The organism is Mycobacterium sp. D16Q16 (genome assembly GCF_002013745.1).
Lineage (GTDB): Bacteria > Actinomycetota > Actinomycetes > Mycobacteriales > Mycobacteriaceae > Mycobacterium.
On record NZ_MAEY01000001.1, the window covers coordinates 479,780 to 495,671 of the forward strand.

Here is a 15,892-nt window from a genome sequence, read left to right on the forward strand (position 1 = left end):
GCTAGGCTGATCTTCGTGAGTCTTACGAGAACCCTCAAGCAGAAACTTCCGTTTCTGCGGTATTCGTTTCTGCGTGCGGTGTTCGGCGGCCTGAACGTCATGCGCACCGGTCAGATGGGCGATGGACGCGAAGAGGCCACCGCTGAGTACGTCATCGCGACCGCCCCGGCCGGGGATGTCGACGCCGCGATCGATGCCATCGACAATTTCGCGTACGACCAATCAATCCTGATGAATGTCGGGGACGAAAAGGGCCAGCTGCTCGACGCGGCGGTCAAACGCGCCAACCCCAAGATCGCCCTGGAACTCGGTGCGTATTGCGGGTACAGCGGCCTAAGGATCGCGCGTGCGGCTCCCGGCGCCAAGTTCTTCTCCATCGAGAAGTCGGGAGCCAACGCCTCGGTGGCGCGCCGGGTATGGGCGCATGCCGGGCTGTCGGACCGCACCACCTGCCTCACCGGCACGGCTGACGACGGCACCACCCTGGACACACTGGCCAAGGATTACGGATTCACCGACGGATGCCTGGACTTCGTGTTCATCGACCACTGGAAGGACGTGTACCTCGACGACCTGCAGCGGCTGCTGGAACGGGGCTGGTTGCATCCGGGCACGATTGTCGTCGCCGATAACGTCAGATTCCCCGGCTCGCCCAAGTACCGCGCGTACATGAAGGAGCAGCAGGGCAAGCTCTGGCAGACCGTCGAACACGAGACGCACGTCGAATACCAGACCTTGGTGAAGGACCTGGTTCTCGAATCGGAGTATTTGGGTTAGTCGTTCGCCCGGCGCAAGACATACGCCGCGGGCAGCACGCCGAGCACCATCAGGAGTACGGGCCAGAACCCGGCGAAGACCACGTCGCCGCCGGGCCCGCCGAACAAGAGCAGCGTCGTGGTCGCCACGAATGCCCACAATGGCGCGCCCGCCCATCGCGATGACGGCGCCCACTGCACAGCGCACCACACCAGCACCGCGTTGAGGACGGCGCTGACGATGAGCCCGAGTGGAACGAGAACCCCGCCGAAGCGTGTGTTGAGCAGGGCAGCGCCGAGGATGGCACTAATGACGCCGTCGACGATGAGCGCGGACAGCACGAACGCCCGCATGAAGATGTTCAGGCGTCTAGATGGGGACAGAGTCGAGCTGGGCCACGAGTGAGCCGACGACCCATTGGAAGTTGTCCAGCCGGTCCTGCCAGTGCTGCTGGTTCGGATCCTGGTCTTGATCGGGTGGCATGAATCGAGCTTACAACTCCACCCCAGCGAACAGATCGGATTCCCATCCGGTGTCGACGCCGGGCACACCGCGTACCAATACAAAATGCTCGGTGTCCGCGATGGGCAACGCGATCATGTTCGACAGCGCCAGCGAGGTCCCGTCCTCGGAGACCGTGAGCTGGGTGGCGTGCGCGCGCAGCGCCGCGGCCTTGGCATCGCGGTAGGCCGATACATCGATGGCGGCGCTGATCTGCTCATCGGCATAGGTGGGTATGAGATCGACGGGTGCCGGTTCACATCCCGGAGGCAGCTGCTTCATGGCGGCAAGCCCCGCCTCCAGCGCACTGGTCGCGATGACGGTCCAGTACAGCTTGGCCACCTTCCAGGAAGCCTTCTCCACGGCAGCGGTGGTCACCGTGTGTGCCTGGATGTGATCGGGATGCCCGTATCCCCCGAAGGGGTCGTAGGTGACGACGACATGCGGGCGGTGTTCCTCGATCAATCCCGCCAGCACCGCGACCGCGTCGTCGACATCGGCGCCCGCGAACGCCCGAGGGTGCAGCGGGCCGGTGTCCGCCATGCCGGAATCACGCCAGTGCCCCGCACCGCCGAGGAAGGTGGGCCGATCGACGCCGAGGTGACTTAGCGCACTGGATAATTCGGCGATCCGGTATCCACCGAGCTGATCGGCGTGATCGACGGCGAGTTGTTCCCAGCGGTCGCCGATCACCTCGCCTTCCTCCCCGAGCGTGCAGGTGACAACCCGGACGTCGGCACCTTCGGCGGCATACCGCGCGATGGTTCCTCCGGTCGTGAGAGATTCATCGTCGGGGTGCGCGTGGACGAGCATGAGTCGTCGCGTCATGGGCGTGTCTTCTTCCACTCTCCTGCCGTGGCGACGATGCCCACCGGAACCGCGCCGGCCAGCTCGACGTTCCGCACGCTGGGTCCGGCGGCGGCGATGGTGGTGTCCTGCATGATCGGCAAAACCGTTGCCATCTTCCACAATTGGGGCTCGGCCTGATCGACGACCTTGCCCACATCGGCCTGCCCGGTCAGCGCGGCGTCGATGCTGGCCTGCAGTCCCTCGTCACACAACCCGGTGAGATTGCTTGGGGCACGAACAGATTCTTCCCTCGACGGCGGCGACGGCGTATTGCTCGCCGGCGGCGGCGGGGGTGTGGTCGTGCGGGTATCGGGCACCCTGACCGATTGCAATGCCGGGCAGCCATACCGGGAGGCCAGCACCGTGGCCAGGTCACCGCCGGACTGATGCCAGCCCACGATGGCGTCCACGCGACCGTCCGGAATCGCCTGGCCATACAACGCGGGCGGATCGAGGGCGGCGACCGTGGCCCGCACTCCCGCATTGCGCAGTTGGTCGGCGGCGGTGTTGGCCACGGCGACCGACGTCGGATCGTTGGAGGCAGCGCCGATGACCAGGCTCAGCGGCTCGCCCTCCCGGGTGATCTGCGGTGGACCCGCCGGGGCACCGGGCGGCGGCGGCACCTCGACGGCCTCATACCCGGCCTCCTTGAACAAGGCGAGGGCCGCGTCTCGGGTGAGGGCGGTGGGTGCGGTGGGCTTGTATCCGGGATCTGAGGGCGAACGCACCTGCGCCGCCGCCAGGGTGACGGCGTTGTCGTTGCCCGCGGCCACCGCCGCCAGCAGCCCGACATCGAGCAACCCGAGCAGCCCTCGGCGCACCGTGGAATCGGTGAGCGCGGGCTGCCCCGCGCGCAGCGTCAACTGCAAGGTGCGCGGTGCGACGATGCGCGCGGTGCGCACTCCGGGGATGTTGGACAGCTGGGCGAAGGTCACCGCGCTGCCGTGCACCTGGGCCACTTGGGTGTCCCCATTGCGAATGGAGTCCGCCAGCACCGTGGGGGCGCCCGCACGACGGAACAGGATCTCGTCGGGAACCGCGGGTGTCGCCCAGTACCGGTCGTTGCGAGCCAGCAGAATCTCGTCACGCTGGGGGTCAATCGCGTCGACCCGGAAGCGTCCCCCGGAGGCGGGCATCGACTTGATCAGCCCCGAGGCGAACCCGCCCGGGATGTCCTTCACGATGTGCGCGGGCAGCAGGTCGGTGAACAGCTCGCGCCACGCCGGGTACTTGTGGTCGAACGTGACGACCACGCGCTTGCCGCCATCGCGAGACTGCACATCGGTGATGCTTCCGTAGCCCGCCGGGTCGACGGTCCCGGGCTGAATGAGCATCTGTTGCCACAGGTACGAGAAGTCATCGGCACCGATGGGTGCGTTATCGGTCCACTGCGCCTCGGGACGGATCGTGTAGGTGACGGTGAAGGGTGCCTGACTGGTCTCCTCAGCGGAGACCAGCAGGGTCGGGTCCAGCTCCCAGCGTGAGCCAGTGGTGGTCGCCGAGTCGGGTACCGGGCGGAACGCGCTGGGTAGTACCAGCGAGCTGATCGCGGAGTTCACCGGCGACTGATCAGAGAGCAAGTGCGGGTTGAACCCGGCACCGATCGAGTCGATACCGACCACGATCTGCTCTTTCTTGGGTGGTGGCGGCGTCGTCGAGCTGGTCGTCTCGCTGCCCTGTACGGCCGGGGGCGCGCTGACGGAGCACCCGGCCAGGAGCACCACACCAAGCACTGCGCACAGACGAAGGCGCGGGATCCCGGTAGGCATGAGGACCAACCTTATCGCTGGGGTGCTGAGAGGCGAACGTGAACGAGACGGCAACGGCATGGCGGCACAACCCGGCTACTCCTTCAGCAGCTTGTCGAGCTCCGCCTGGGACGTGGTGGTGATGACCCGCACCACCCGCTCGAAGGCGGAGCTATCGGACGCCACAATCGACACATGATTCTGCTCGGGAAGCAGCTCGACGGCGGCCCGGCCACCCCGGCGCTTCACCGCCGCGACATAGCGCTGCGAATTGACAGGTTCGACCACGTGGTCTCTGGTGCCGTGCAGGGCTATGACAGGCGTATCGATATCGATGTTCTGGATGGGGTCGACGGATAGGTAACGCTCCGGCACGGCATCGGGTGTGCCCCCGAGCACCGTGACGATGCGATCGTCACCGTGCTCCGCGGCATAGACCATATCGAGCGGCCCTGCCAGCGACACCGCCCGCGTGGGCCGGAATCGTGGGCGAGAGCCCACCTCGTCATCCCGGAGATTGTGTCGAGTGGCACCCCATACCGCGAGCTGCGCGCCGGCACTGTGCCCCACCACAAGTTCATCGTCGGTGGTGAGCTGCGGGTGTCTTTTGTCCACCTCGATGACGTAGTCAAGCGCGCGCGCCACATCGTGGAACGTGGTCGGCCAGCCGCCACCGGATCCCACCCGCCGGTATTCCATGTTGTAGACGGCCATTCCCCGGGCCGCCAGCTCTCTGGCCAATGGCTCGAAGACCGTAGCCCCCAGATGGTTTTGCCATGCTCCGCCATGAATCAGCACCACCAGTGGAATCGTGTCCGGATCCTGACGGCCGGCGGGTAGATACAAGTCTGCCCAGTTTTGAGTCGGATCGGAATGGCCGTCCGTCAGATAATGGAACCGCTCGACGGTGATGTGGGATAGCACGGGCGCATCACGCGCTACTGAGCGTTCGGCAGGACCAGACATCTCTCCCGCGCACCCTGCGACCATCCAGAGACACGCGGTGAACAACGCATGCATCCACCGGGGAACCAGTCGGGGTGTCGCTGGGTAATCCGTCAAAGCCGTCACCACCGCCACGATGGGGGTTGACACACATGATCCCCTCGCACGGCACGCACTCTACTTCTACCGCAACATGTTTGGTAATGGTGTCGAGCAGATTCTGGCTCTCGCAATGCGAGGCCAGAATCTACCCGACCCCCGCGACCACGTCCCCCGTGACCACGTGCGGCCACTGTAGATCGCGCCCGAAAGTCGCGCCTTCGAAATCCGCTGCGTCTTGCGGAAAACACAGTCACAGTCCGCTGCGGTAGACGGTTGGCGTCACCCCCACTCGAGCTTTGAATGTGGTGGCAAAATGGCTGGGGCTCGAAAAACCAACGGCAATACTGATATCAGTGACAGGCAGGGAAGTACCGGCGAGGAGCTTCTTCGCGCGGTCCATACGACGGTTCAACACAAACTGATAGGGCGTCTGCCGAAATGCATCCACGAAAGCCTTGCGGAACTCACTGACCGACATCTCGGAGTGCCGCGCCAGCGCCGCCAGGCTGATATCCGCATCCAAGCTGTCTTCGACGTACTCCATCAACCGCGCCTGCGCGGCCGGCTCCAATGCTCTGCCACCTACCGCGTCTCGGCGGATCGCCGCGTAGTGGTCGCTCAGGTGCAGCCACATCACGTCGACCAATGACTCACGCAGTAGCCGCGCGATCACATCGTCACGGTCTGCGATGCTGCGCATCCTCGCCGCCAATTGCAGCATCAGCGCGTCGGGATGCGCGACCTTCGCCTCCAGCTCTCGCTGATCGAGCAAAGTAGTCGGCACCTCAAGCTGACAGAACGCGGCATGTTTCCCCTGTGCGGTAATGGCGACGCGCCGTCCAGCCGGAACCACAAGCACGTCACCGGCCTTCGGCAGATAGCGACGAGAGAGTCCGCGATCGAACTCCAGTTCCTTGGTCCGGATAGATCCGCCCTGGTAAACCGCGACAATGTGGTGCGGCCCACGGAAGTACCACTCCGTGGGCTCCGCTATCGACTCACTGACGAACGTGACCTGCAGATTACTCACCGGCGTGTTTCCCCCAGAACATGATCGGCAACCTTAGCGAGCAAATGGTTCATCTCCGATGTCGGCTACGGCGTCACGATCGCGAAGTTGGGATCCGGCTGATCGAGGACCCCGACCAACCGCGCGAATCCGGTCAGGTCGCCCTCCACAGTGATCTCGCCCGAGGCAACAAGCTGCGCGGGGTCCTTGCCGTCCAGCAGAACCTTGATGAGGGTCGGCCGAGTGAGGGTGAAGGTCACATCGGGCGGGCTGATCCCCGCGGGCCGGTCATAGTGCACCAGCACACCGTTACGCAGTTCCACGCGGTGCACGCGATCCTCGTCAGTGAATGCCCAATCGCTCACGAAGCGCTCGTTCCACGCCTTGGGTCCGTTGATCCGCAGCGAGAGCGCATCGAACACCTGATCCACCGTCAGCGCCGCCACCATAGTGGGCGAGCCGACGGCCATCGGGGTCCCGACGCTGCCATGAGTTAGTTCGTATGCACCCATCAAATAGAAGTTGCGCCAGGTGGCGTTCTCCGCTCCGTACCCAAGTTGTTCGAAACAGCTGGCCTGCAACGCCTTCGCGGCGTCGTTGGCCGGATCGGCGAAGATCACATAGTTGACCACTTGTGCCACCCAGCGATAGTCCCCTTGCTCAAAGGCGATGCGCGCCTTGCGTAGTACCTCCTCAGCACCACCCATGAACTCCACGTGCCGCTGGGCGTTCGCGACGGGTGGATGTTCCCAGAGGTGCGCCGGATTGCCGTCAAACCAGCCCATGTAACGCTGGTAGATCGCCTTGACGTTGTGACTCACCGAACCGTAGTAACCGCGCGCATGCCAGGCCCCGGCGATCGCCGGGGGCAGCTGCAGCGTCTCGGCGATCTCGGAGCCCACCAGGCCCTGGTTGAGCTGGCGCAGCGTCTGATCATGCAGGTAGGCATATATATCACGCTGCAGGGCAAGGTATTCCACCAAACGCTCGGTCCCCCAGGTGGGCCAGTGGTGCGAGGCGAACACGACATCGGAACCCCGGGCGTACAGGTTGATGGCCTCGGTGATGTACCGCGCCCAGACGTGCGGGTCGCGGACCAGCGCGCCGCGCAATGTCAGCAGATTGTGCAGGGTATGGGTGGCGTTCTCGGCCATGCAGAGCGCGCGGCGCTCGGGGAAGTAAAAGTTCATCTCCGCGGGCGCCTCGGTACCCGGAGTCAGCTGGAAGACCATGTGCACCCCGTCGACGGTCTCTTCCTGCCCGGTATGGGTGATGTCGAGTGTCGGCGGGATCAGCGTGACGGTGCCGATGGAATTGGTTTGGCCAAGACCAGATCCCACCTGCCCGAGCGGCCCCCTCGGCAGCACGGCGCCGTACATGTACACGGCACGGCGCGTCATCGCGGTTCCCGCGTAAACGTTCTCCGCCACAGCGTGTTCCAGAAATCCTGCCGGTGCCAGGACTGGACAATGCCCCGCCGTGACGTCCTCCTCGCTCACCACCCCTAGCGCGCCCCCGAAATGGTCGGCGTGGGAATGGGTGTAGATCAGCCCGGTCACCGGGCGGTCGCCGCGATGACTCCGGTAGAGCGCCAACGCGGCCGCCGCGGTCTCGGCGGATACCAGCGGGTCGATCACGATGACTCCGCGTTCACCCTCGACGAGCGTCATATTGGAGATGTCGAGGCCCCGAACCTGGTAGATGCCCTCGGTGACGTGGTACAGCCCCTGCCTGATGTTCAGCCCGCACTGCCGCCACAGACTCGGGTGCACCGAGGCCGGGCAGGATCCGCGCAGGAACGCATAGGAGTCGTTGTCCCACACAACCTTCCCTGAGGCGTCTGTCACCACACCGGGCTCTAGCGCGGCGATAAAGCCCCGGTCAGCGTCGTCCTGATCCGCCGTGTCACCGAATGGGAGTTCCGGCACGGCCGCCGCGTTCTGTTCGATGATGCGCACTGCGGGCTGAGTTTGCTCCATATCGCGATAGTACCCACGGGCCCGGTCACGCGAACGCGAAAGCCGTTATCCCTCAAACGAGTTCATCCGAGGCAACCGCTGTTACCAAAATCAGTCCAGATCCACCCGGATGCTCAGCAGTTCGGTGCCCACCGCACGGACCACCGCACTGTTGGCCGTCGGCAGCTGCTGCAACCTGGCCCGGGCGTCGTCATCGGGCAGCAGGTGTGCGGTGCCGGTGCGCCACTGGTCGCGGATGCGCAGCCGTACCGCGGGGTTTGCTTTGATGTTGCGCACGTAGTCGGAGTGCTCGCCGTGCTCGGACACCAGCCAGAACTGGTTACCGACGAGGCGTCCGCCTATCGCGGTGCGCCGCGGCTGTCCCGACGTGCGACCCGTGGTTTCCAGCTGCACGACCGGCAGCCGTCGCCCCACCGGGTTGACGAGGTACCGCTGCACGTTGTGCACCACCAGCCGCTTGATGGAGTTGAAATCAGCCACGCCACGCAGTGTGCTCCGATTTCGCCCGTAACGCGAGGCGAGTCGTCGACATCCGCCACCTTCACCCAGGCAGGGATCAAACCGGGTTGAGGCAAGCCTTGAGCAGGCAGAACTCGTTACCTTCAGGGTCGGCCAAGACATGCCATCGGCCACACCTAGCTGTTGTTGGCAGCTGCCTTCGCGCGTGAGCGATTGCGCGCACGAGTGTTGGCATCCAGGTCGACCTTGCGCACGCGCACGATTTCCGGTGTCACCTCGACACATTCGTCGGCGGCACAGAACTCCATGGCCTGCTCGAGGTCGAGCTCGATCGGCCGTGCCAGCGTCTCCATGACGTCGGCGGTCGACGAGCGCATGTTGGTCAGCTTCTTCTCGCGGGTGACGTTGACATCGAGGTCCTCGGCACGCGGGTTGATCCCGACGACCTGGCCCTCATAGGTGTCCTCACCTGGCTCCACGAAGAACTGGCCGCGGTCGGCGAGCTGGATCATGGCGAACGGGGTGATGCTGCCGGTCCGGTCGGACACGAGCGATCCGGTGTGCCGCGCGCGGATCTCGCCCGCCCAGGGGCGGTAACCCTCGAAGACCGCGTTCGCGATGCCGGTGCCGCGGGTCAGCGTCAGGAAGTCGGTACGGAATCCGATGAGGCCACGCGAGGGCACGATGAAGTCCATACGGACCCATCCCGCGGCGTGGTTGGCCATCTCTTCCATGCGGCCCTTGCGGGCGGCCATCAGCTGGGTGATGGCTCCGACGAACTCCTCGGGACAGTCGATGGTCATGGCCTCGAACGGTTCATGCAGCTTGCCGTCGATCTGCCGGGTGACCACCTGCGGCTTTCCGACCGTCAGTTCGAAGCCCTCACGGCGCATCTGCTCGACGAGGATGGCCAGCGCCAGCTCACCACGGCCCTGCACCTCCCAGGCGTCGGGACGGCCGATATCGACGACCTTGATCGACACGTTGCCGACAAGCTCCGAGTCCAGCCGCGACTTGACCATGCGTGCGGTCAGCTTGTGCCCCGACACCTTGCCGGCCAGCGGCGAGCTGTTGGTGCCGATGGTCACCGAGATGGCGGGCTCATCGACGGTGATGCGCGGCAGCGCGTGCGCGTGATCGGGGTCGGCGAGCGTGTCGCCGATCATGATCTCGGACATCCCGGCGACGGCGACGATGTCCCCGGCGACTGCCTCCTCGGTGGGGCTGCGATCGACACCCTCGGTGGCGAGCAGCTCGGTGATCTTCGAGCTGGTGATGACAGGGTGGCCATCGACTTCGCGCATCCACGCGATCTGCTGTCCCTTGCGAATCCGCCCGTTGTAGATGCGGATCAGCGCGAGCCGGCCCAGGAACGCAGAGGCGTCGAGGTTGGTGACCAATGCCTGCAGGGGGGCCTCGGCGTCGCCCTTGGGCGGCGGGATGTGCTCAAGCAGGACGTCGAAGAGCGGGTCGAGGTTGTCGCCCTCGGGAATCTCGCCATTGGCGGGCTCGACTGTGCTGGCCACACCGGCGCGGCCCGAGGCGTACAGCGTCGGCAGCCCGAGCGCGTCCTCGGCGGCCTTCTGTGCCTCCTCGTCCAGGTCCGAGGCGACGTCGAGCAACAAGTCGTGGCTGTCGGAGACCACCTCGGCGATGCGGGCATCGGGCCGGTCGGTCTTGTTGACCACCAGGATCACCGGCAGGTGCGCGCCGAGAGCCTTGCGCAGGACGAAACGGGTCTGCGGCAGGGGCCCCTCGGAGGCGTCGACCAGCAGCAGCACTCCGTCGACCATCGACAGTCCGCGCTCGACCTCGCCACCGAAGTCCGCGTGGCCGGGGGTGTCGATGACGTTGATGACCGTCATCGAGCCATCCGCGTGGTGCCGGTGCACCGCGGTGTTCTTGGCCAGGATGGTGATGCCCTTTTCCTTCTCCAGATCACCGGAGTCCATCAGGCGCTCGACGGCGTCATCACCTCGGTGCGTGAGCGCACCCGATTGCTTGAGCATCGCGTCGACCAGGGTTGTCTTGCCGTGGTCGACGTGCGCAACAATGGCTACGTTCCGGAAACTGTGGGTCACGTCTGCCAATTCTGGCAGTGAAACCCCCAGTTCACGAAACTGGCGTTATCCCGTGTGACGCCCGACATAGCCCAAACACAGCCCCAGAGACATTTAAGACCCAGAAGTAGGACCCCAGTGAAGGCCAGCAAGGTCGCCCGGCTCAAGCCCAAGAAGAAGTGCTGTAAGAGCAAACCACGCTGCATGAAGTGCCCTCTTGTCGTGCACAAGATGCAGAAGGCCGAGCAGCATGGACTCTCCGAGAAGGAGCTGAAAAAGCTGCTACACCGGGCGCGCGCCCACTAGCGCCGCCCGCAACGCGGGGATCCATCCCCCGTCCGCGGGAACCCACTCCACCGTGTCGAGTTCATCAGCAGTGACCCAGCGCAACGCCAGATGCTCGTGCGGATGAGGGATGCCCGGGCGATGCGGGTCCAACCGTGCGCGGTAGGCGCGCAGCACCAGATTTCCGACGACGACGTCCTCACCGATGCGGGTATCAACCTCGACATCGATCCCGAGTTCCTCGCGTAACTCCCGTACAAGCGCCTGCGGCTCCGATTCGCCCTCGGCGACCTTGCCACCCGGAAGCTCCCACTGTCCGGCGAGCTCGGCGGGCTTAGCGCGCTGCGCGATGAGCAGCTTGTCCCCGTCGATCACCGCGCCCGCGACCACTATCGCCATGGTGTTCGACGCTATACGTTGAGTTGATGGCCCTGCTCACCGACGACCAAATCAGCGCGGCGCTCTCCGGGCTTCCCGGGTGGACACGCGAGGGTGACTCCCTGCGCCGCGCCGTCAAATTCGACGCCTTCCTGGACGGAATAGACGCAGTGCGTCGCATCGCCGAGCACGCGGAATCCGTCGACCATCATCCCGATATCGATATCCGCTGGCGCACAGTGACATTCGTGCTATCCACCCACTCCGAGGGCGGCATCACCGACAAGGATGTCGCACTGGCCCAGGCGATCGATTCACAGGCCGGAAGCTAGCCTTCAGGCGTTACAAGATCGCGGTGACATTCCCGTGCCGCATCACCCGATCCTCACAGTGCCAGGCAACAGCGCGCGATAGCACCAGCCGTTCCACATCGGATCCCAGCCGCACTAGGTCCTCGACAGTGTGGGTGTGATCGACGCGGATCACGTCCTGCTCGATGATCGGCCCCTCGTCGAGCTCCCGCGTCACGTAATGCGCTGTGGCACCGATCATTTTGACGCCGCGTTCCCGTGCACGGCGATACGGCATCGCACCGGTGAATGCGGGAAGGAACGAATGGTGGATGTTGATCAGCGGGCAGTCGATCTGGTCGAGAAACTCCGGCGACAGGATCTGCATGTATCGGGCCAGGACCACCAGGTCGACGTTTCCCTGCAGCAGGTCCAGCTGCTTACGTTCGGCCTCGGCACGATTCTCGCGGGTGGCGGGGATGTGCACGAAGGGCAAACCGAACGAGCGCACCTGCTCGGCGAGGTCGGGGTGGTTCGAGATCACCATCACGATCGACATGTCGAGCTCGCCGCGGCGATTGCGCCACAGCAGATCCAGCAGACAGTGATCGGTGCGCGACACCATGATCGCGACTCGCTTGGGCTTAGCGGCCTCGCTGAATCGGTACTGGATATCGAACTTCTCGGCGATAGAGGCGAACTCTTTCTCCATATCCTCACGCGCGGCGGTGAGTCCGGAGCGGTGGAACACGGTGCGCTGCATAAACCAGCCGCCCTGCGGTTCCGTCGAGTACTGCGCCAGCGAAATGATGCTCGCGCCGGCGTCCGCCAGAAAGGCGCTGACGGCGGCGACCACGCCGATCCGGTCCGGGCATTGCAGCAGCAACCTCCCGATGTCCTTGGAGTGGAAGGCATCTGAGGAGCCGGTGGGGTGCATACCTTGCGGAAACATGCCCTACCTCGCCTTCAGCCCGTGCATGCGCGCCAGGAACTTGAGGAACAGCCCGGCAGGCAGCAGGCGCTGCGCGCCCATGATGAGTGGAGCGTTACTGCCCTTGGCATACAAGGGCTTCGGGTTCGGATTCAGTGCCACGTCAACAACGAGTCGAGCCAAATCGTCGGAAGCCATACCGTGCTGCTCTCTGGCGGCCATCGCCGCGTCGACAGTCTGGAACGCGTCGCGGTAGGCGGATCCCTCGGACACGATGCGGTTGCGCCGTGTTTCGATTCCGGTCGCGATGACGCCGGGTTCCACGGTGCTCACGGTGATCCCGAACGGCGCCACCTCGTAACGCAGGCAGTCGGCAACGGTGTGCAGCGCCGACTTCGCCGAGCTATAGGTCGATCGGAACGGGACATGCAGGGTGCCCGCCATCGATCCCACCATCACGATGGCGCCGCGGCGCCGCTCCCTCATTCCCGGCAGCACTGCCTTGGTCAGGGCAACGGGTCCAAAAACATTGGTGTTGTAGAGCTTCTCGAAATCATCGATGGAGATATCTTCCAGCGCACCAATCTGACTCTCTCCGGCGTTGTTGACCAGAATGTCCACCTCGCCCGCCTGCGCGACACATTCGTCGATACTGGCCTTGTCGGTCTGATCGAGTCGCAGATACTGCACCCCGGCGATACGGTCGGCGACAGTGTCGGGATGACGACTGGTGCCGAACACGCGATGCCCGCGCTCGACGAAGATCCGGGCCGCGCTTGCGCCGATCCCGCTGGAAGCACCGGTGACCAGGACGGTCCAATGTTCAGACATGGCGCCACGCTAGCCGACCGACCACCGCACGCCGCAACGCGCTGATCAGTGATGGGCGGGGTGGCGAGTTCGCCAGCCCGTCACCGCGATCCAGCCGAGGGTCGCCATGGCCGCCACAATGTCCACCAACCCGGCCCAGGCCAGCGGCCACGGCCGGTCAATGCGCCAGATGTCGGGTTGGGCAAAGCTGAGCAGCCAGGGCACCCCGACCAACAACAGCGCCAACCACCCGTATCCAAAGATCTTGGCGCCCAACTTTTCTCGCCACGGCCCGTGCAGTAGCCACACCATGAACGGAACCATCCACACCCAATGGTGTGTCCACGAGATGGGCGAGATGAGCAGACCGAACGTCTGCACCACACAGATCTGGCCCAACCTGTCGTCCACGGCTCGCCAGGCGAAAAAGGCCAGTACCGCGGTGACCAGGTAGGCCGCCAATACCAGCACTCCAGACCCCGCGTCGTGTCCGAGGATCCTGGAGATACCTCCACGCCACGACTGGTTGAACACGGTGGCGATCGGCCCGATGCGGTCCGGCTTACCCAACAGGTCGGTGAAGTAGTACCGCCCCTGCGCCCCGACCACGGCGACACCCACCAGAACGGTCGCGACAAAGACCACGCCGGCCCAGAGGGCGGTCACCCACCGGCGCGCTCCCAGGAAGTAGAGCCCGGAGACCAACGGGGTCAGCTTCACCCCGCCGGCGAGCCCCACCAGCGTTCCCGAGATCCACCAGCGTGACGATGTCACCGCCACCAGGATCAGCAGCATCAGCAGCACGTTGATCTGCCCATAGTCCAGCGTCGAGCGCACCGGTTCGGTCCACATCGTGATCGCTGTCCACACGGCGGCGCCACGGGCGTCGTCGAATCCGAGCAACCGCTGACTCAGCCGAACCACCGCGTACAGCGCGGCGATGGTGCCCAGAATCCAACACAGGCCGAGCAGGGTGAACGGCAGCAGGTGCAGCGGCCAGAACACCACGGCCGCGAACGGCGGATACGTGAAAGGCAGCGGGAAGTCGGGAGTCTTGTCCGGGTACGTGAACTCATAGAGATTGCCGTGCCCCAGAGTGGCGGGGCCGCTGACGTACACATGCAGATCCACAAGGTCGGCGCCATGCGGAGTCAGATAAGCCCAAGCGACTCGTACCGCGATGCTCAGCACGAGCAGCCACGGACCCCATTCCCGGACACGCCGCCACGCCGCCACGCCGCGTGTCGGCACCAGCGGCTCGGCATTCGCCCTGGTCGACTCGGTACTCATCGGGGTTTCGATAACCTCACTCACTCGTTTTGGTAACGGTTCCATCTACGCCACACGCGTCACTTGAGTAACACGCGTAACGGATTACCTTGGGTTTTAACACCGGCAATCATGTCTAGCGAAACAGCATTGGAGTTCAATATGTCACGGTTTATGTCCCGGCTCCCCAACGTCTTCGTGGGCGCGTCGATCGCGGCCTTCGCGTCAGCCGGCCTCGCGCTGGGCATGGCGTCGACCGCTGGCGCTGACCCCATTCCCGGCCCGCCGCCGAACCCGACCAACCCTGCCGCGCTCCTGGGCCAGGCCGCCGCGGGCTTCGGTAACGCTCCCGCTGCCGCCCCAGTGGCTCCCGCGGCGCCCGCCGCGATCGCTGCCCCGGCACCTGCCCTCCCGGCGATCACGCCTGCCGCTCCTGCGGTCGCACCGGCTCCCGGTGTGGCGCCCGCCGCTCCGGCTGCTCCGGCCGCCGCACAAGCACTGAACCCGGCCGCCGCTCAGGCACTGACGCCCGCGGCAGCGCAGGCACTGTCCCCGGCGTCGGTTCCCGCCACCAGCAACCTGCCCGGCGTTGGGCAGATCCCCGGCGCGGACGGTGTCACGCAGACCGTTGATCTGTGGGCCACCAACCTGCCCAAGCTGCTCCCCGCAGGTGTGCAGCAGACGCTGATTCCGCCGGCCCTGGTCAACGGAATCCCGGCCGCCGCGGCCGCTCCCGTCGCCGGACTGCCCGCTGCCACCGCCCCCGGCGTTGGCATGGTCCCGTCGGCACCGATGTTCGCAGCACTGCCGTAGTTCACTACACAAGCAAGGCGGTCAGGGCGTTATGCCTTGGCCGCCTTTGCTTTGGCCGCAGCCTTCATTTCCTTCTTATGCGCCCGCACGAGACCGAGCGACTCGCCGTCGACAACGTCCGCGACCGACAGGTGCGTGTCCTTCTCGCCATAGTTTCCGGCGGCCTTACGCCAATCCTTGGGCTGAACTCCGTATTGTTTGCCCAGTAGTGCCACGAAGATCTTGGCCTTTTGCTCGCCGAATCCAGGAAGCGCCTTGAGTCGCTTGAGCAACTCGGCCCCATCCGGATCCCCCGCCTTCCAGATGTTCTCCGCGCGGCCGTCGTATTCGTCGACGATCTCCTGTGCGAGTACCTGGACACGCTTGGCCATCGAACCAGGGAATCGATGTATCGCCGGCCGTTCGGAACATAAGGCGATGAACTTGTCGGGGTCATACTCGGCGATCTGGTGCGCGTCGATACCGCCGATCCGGTCCGCGATCTTCTTGGGCCCGGCGAAGGCCACTTCCATAGGAATCTGTTGATCGAGGAGCATCGCTATTAAAAGCGCTAATGGATTTTCCTCCAGCAACTCATCGGCGGCCGGGTCCTGCGCTAGCTGCAATTTCGCCAATGTGACATTCCTTCCTTCTGAACTTTGACAACCCGAGCGGTGCTAGGCTACGGCAACTTGGGCGACCAAGATCACAGTGTTCGGGGAGGCTGCC

At 64.8% G+C, this 15,892-nt stretch carries 17 protein-coding genes; 4 read left to right on the forward strand and 13 right to left on the reverse strand.

The window, feature by feature from the left end:
* The first annotated feature begins 15 nt into the window (after positions 1–15).
* Positions 16–777 carry an O-methyltransferase gene (locus tag B4394_RS02265; protein ID WP_078309672.1) on the forward strand — a complete coding sequence of 254 codons (762 nt, stop codon included), beginning with the start codon at positions 16–18 and terminating at the stop codon, positions 775–777.
* Here the strand turns inward: B4394_RS02265 and B4394_RS02270 are convergent.
* From B4394_RS02270 to typA, 8 genes are all read right to left on the reverse strand, one after another.
* Complete coding sequence (locus B4394_RS02270) at positions 774–1,109, reverse strand: hypothetical protein (protein WP_078313992.1); 336 nt, start codon at positions 1,107–1,109, stop codon at positions 774–776. The genes B4394_RS02265 and B4394_RS02270 overlap by 4 nt on opposite strands.
* A gap of 139 nt (positions 1,110–1,248) precedes the next feature.
* A complete protein-coding gene (gene mshB, locus B4394_RS02275; protein WP_078309675.1) occupies positions 1,249–2,070 on the reverse strand; it encodes an N-acetyl-1-D-myo-inositol-2-amino-2-deoxy-alpha-D-glucopyranoside deacetylase in 822 nt (273 codons plus the stop codon).
* An 11-nt stretch (positions 2,071–2,081) separates the two neighbouring features.
* Complete coding sequence (locus B4394_RS02280) at positions 2,082–3,875, reverse strand: ABC transporter family substrate-binding protein (protein WP_078313993.1); 1,794 nt, start codon at positions 3,873–3,875, stop codon at positions 2,082–2,084.
* Between the two features lie 75 nt (positions 3,876–3,950).
* The gene (locus B4394_RS02285) at positions 3,951–4,874 is read right to left on the reverse strand and encodes an alpha/beta fold hydrolase (protein WP_078313994.1); all 924 of its coding nucleotides are present in this window, start codon (positions 4,872–4,874) and stop codon (positions 3,951–3,953) included.
* Positions 4,875–5,151: 277 nt separating this feature from the next.
* The gene (locus B4394_RS02290) at positions 5,152–5,931 is read right to left on the reverse strand and encodes an AraC family transcriptional regulator (protein WP_078309681.1); all 780 of its coding nucleotides are present in this window, start codon (positions 5,929–5,931) and stop codon (positions 5,152–5,154) included.
* A gap of 65 nt (positions 5,932–5,996) precedes the next feature.
* Complete coding sequence (locus B4394_RS02295; protein WP_078313995.1) at positions 5,997–7,889, reverse strand: alkyl/aryl-sulfatase; 1,893 nt, start codon at positions 7,887–7,889, stop codon at positions 5,997–5,999.
* Between the two features lie 90 nt (positions 7,890–7,979).
* Entirely contained in the window at positions 7,980–8,369 is a 390-nt protein-coding gene (locus B4394_RS02300; RefSeq protein WP_286141872.1) for a nitroreductase/quinone reductase family protein, read from the reverse strand.
* 155 nt (positions 8,370–8,524) lie between these two features.
* On the reverse strand, positions 8,525–10,429 hold the full coding sequence (typA, locus tag B4394_RS02305; protein ID WP_078309685.1) for a translational GTPase TypA: 1,905 nt from the start codon (positions 10,427–10,429) through the stop codon (positions 8,525–8,527).
* 117 nt (positions 10,430–10,546) lie between these two features.
* On the opposite strand from typA, the gene B4394_RS24990 reads away from it, so the two are divergent.
* Positions 10,547–10,714 (forward strand): hypothetical protein, encoded by a 168-nt coding sequence (locus B4394_RS24990; protein WP_099051564.1) that lies wholly within the window; start codon positions 10,547–10,549, stop codon positions 10,712–10,714.
* Here the strand turns inward: B4394_RS24990 and B4394_RS02310 are convergent.
* Positions 10,691–11,092: a (deoxy)nucleoside triphosphate pyrophosphohydrolase gene (locus tag B4394_RS02310; protein WP_078313996.1), complete on the reverse strand. Its 402-nt coding sequence runs from the start codon at positions 11,090–11,092 to the stop codon at positions 10,691–10,693. The two genes, B4394_RS24990 and B4394_RS02310, sit on opposite strands and share 24 nt — an antisense overlap.
* A gap of 26 nt (positions 11,093–11,118) precedes the next feature.
* On the opposite strand from B4394_RS02310, the gene B4394_RS02315 reads away from it, so the two are divergent.
* Positions 11,119–11,403 carry a 4a-hydroxytetrahydrobiopterin dehydratase gene (locus B4394_RS02315; RefSeq protein ID WP_078313997.1) on the forward strand — a complete coding sequence of 95 codons (285 nt, stop codon included), beginning with the start codon at positions 11,119–11,121 and terminating at the stop codon, positions 11,401–11,403.
* 10 nt (positions 11,404–11,413) lie between these two features.
* Here B4394_RS02315 and purU read toward each other — a convergent pair whose 3' ends face one another.
* Genes purU through B4394_RS02330 form a run of 3 tightly spaced genes read right to left on the reverse strand, consistent with a single transcriptional unit; the run spans position 11,414 to position 14,392 of the window.
* A complete protein-coding gene (gene purU / locus B4394_RS02320; RefSeq protein ID WP_078313998.1) occupies positions 11,414–12,313 on the reverse strand; it encodes a formyltetrahydrofolate deformylase in 900 nt (299 codons plus the stop codon).
* A 3-nt stretch (positions 12,314–12,316) separates the two neighbouring features.
* Complete coding sequence (locus B4394_RS02325; protein WP_078309693.1) at positions 12,317–13,123, reverse strand: SDR family oxidoreductase; 807 nt, start codon at positions 13,121–13,123, stop codon at positions 12,317–12,319.
* A 45-nt stretch (positions 13,124–13,168) separates the two neighbouring features.
* On the reverse strand, positions 13,169–14,392 hold the full coding sequence (locus B4394_RS02330) for a mannosyltransferase (protein WP_078309925.1): 1,224 nt from the start codon (positions 14,390–14,392) through the stop codon (positions 13,169–13,171).
* A 153-nt stretch (positions 14,393–14,545) separates the two neighbouring features.
* On the opposite strand from B4394_RS02330, the gene B4394_RS02335 reads away from it, so the two are divergent.
* Complete coding sequence (locus B4394_RS02335; protein ID WP_078313999.1) at positions 14,546–15,184, forward strand: hypothetical protein; 639 nt, start codon at positions 14,546–14,548, stop codon at positions 15,182–15,184.
* A gap of 29 nt (positions 15,185–15,213) precedes the next feature.
* Here the strand turns inward: B4394_RS02335 and B4394_RS02340 are convergent, their stop codons facing one another.
* Entirely contained in the window at positions 15,214–15,789 is a 576-nt protein-coding gene (locus B4394_RS02340; protein WP_170914966.1) for an HhH-GPD-type base excision DNA repair protein, read from the reverse strand.
* Positions 15,790–15,892: the final 103 nt, after the last annotated feature.

Bases quoted from the DNA above. Each gene is read 5' to 3' on its own strand.
- B4394_RS02270 (WP_078313992.1), bottom strand. From the start codon at position 1,109: ATGCGGGCGTTCGTGCTGTCCGCGCTCATCGTCGACGGCGTCATTAGT.
- B4394_RS02285 (WP_078313994.1), bottom strand. From the start codon at position 4,874: ATGCATGCGTTGTTCACCGCGTGTCTCTGGATGGTCGCAGGGTGCGCG.
- B4394_RS02295 (WP_078313995.1), bottom strand. From the start codon at position 7,889: ATGGAGCAAACTCAGCCCGCAGTGCGCATCATCGAACAGAACGCGGCG.
- B4394_RS02330 (WP_078309925.1), bottom strand. From the start codon at position 14,392: ATGAGTACCGAGTCGACCAGGGCGAATGCCGAGCCGCTGGTGCCGACA.
- B4394_RS02315 (WP_078313997.1), top strand. From the start codon at position 11,119: ATGGCCCTGCTCACCGACGACCAAATCAGCGCGGCGCTCTCCGGGCTT.
- B4394_RS02280 (WP_078313993.1), bottom strand. From the start codon at position 3,875: ATGCCTACCGGGATCCCGCGCCTTCGTCTGTGCGCAGTGCTTGGTGTG.
- mshB (WP_078309675.1), bottom strand. From the start codon at position 2,070: ATGCTCGTCCACGCGCACCCCGACGATGAATCTCTCACGACCGGAGGA.
- B4394_RS02310 (WP_078313996.1), bottom strand. From the start codon at position 11,092: ATGGCGATAGTGGTCGCGGGCGCGGTGATCGACGGGGACAAGCTGCTC.
- B4394_RS02335 (WP_078313999.1), top strand. From the start codon at position 14,546: ATGTCCCGGCTCCCCAACGTCTTCGTGGGCGCGTCGATCGCGGCCTTC.
- B4394_RS02325 (WP_078309693.1), bottom strand. From the start codon at position 13,123: ATGTCTGAACATTGGACCGTCCTGGTCACCGGTGCTTCCAGCGGGATC.
- purU (WP_078313998.1), bottom strand. From the start codon at position 12,313: ATGTTTCCGCAAGGTATGCACCCCACCGGCTCCTCAGATGCCTTCCAC.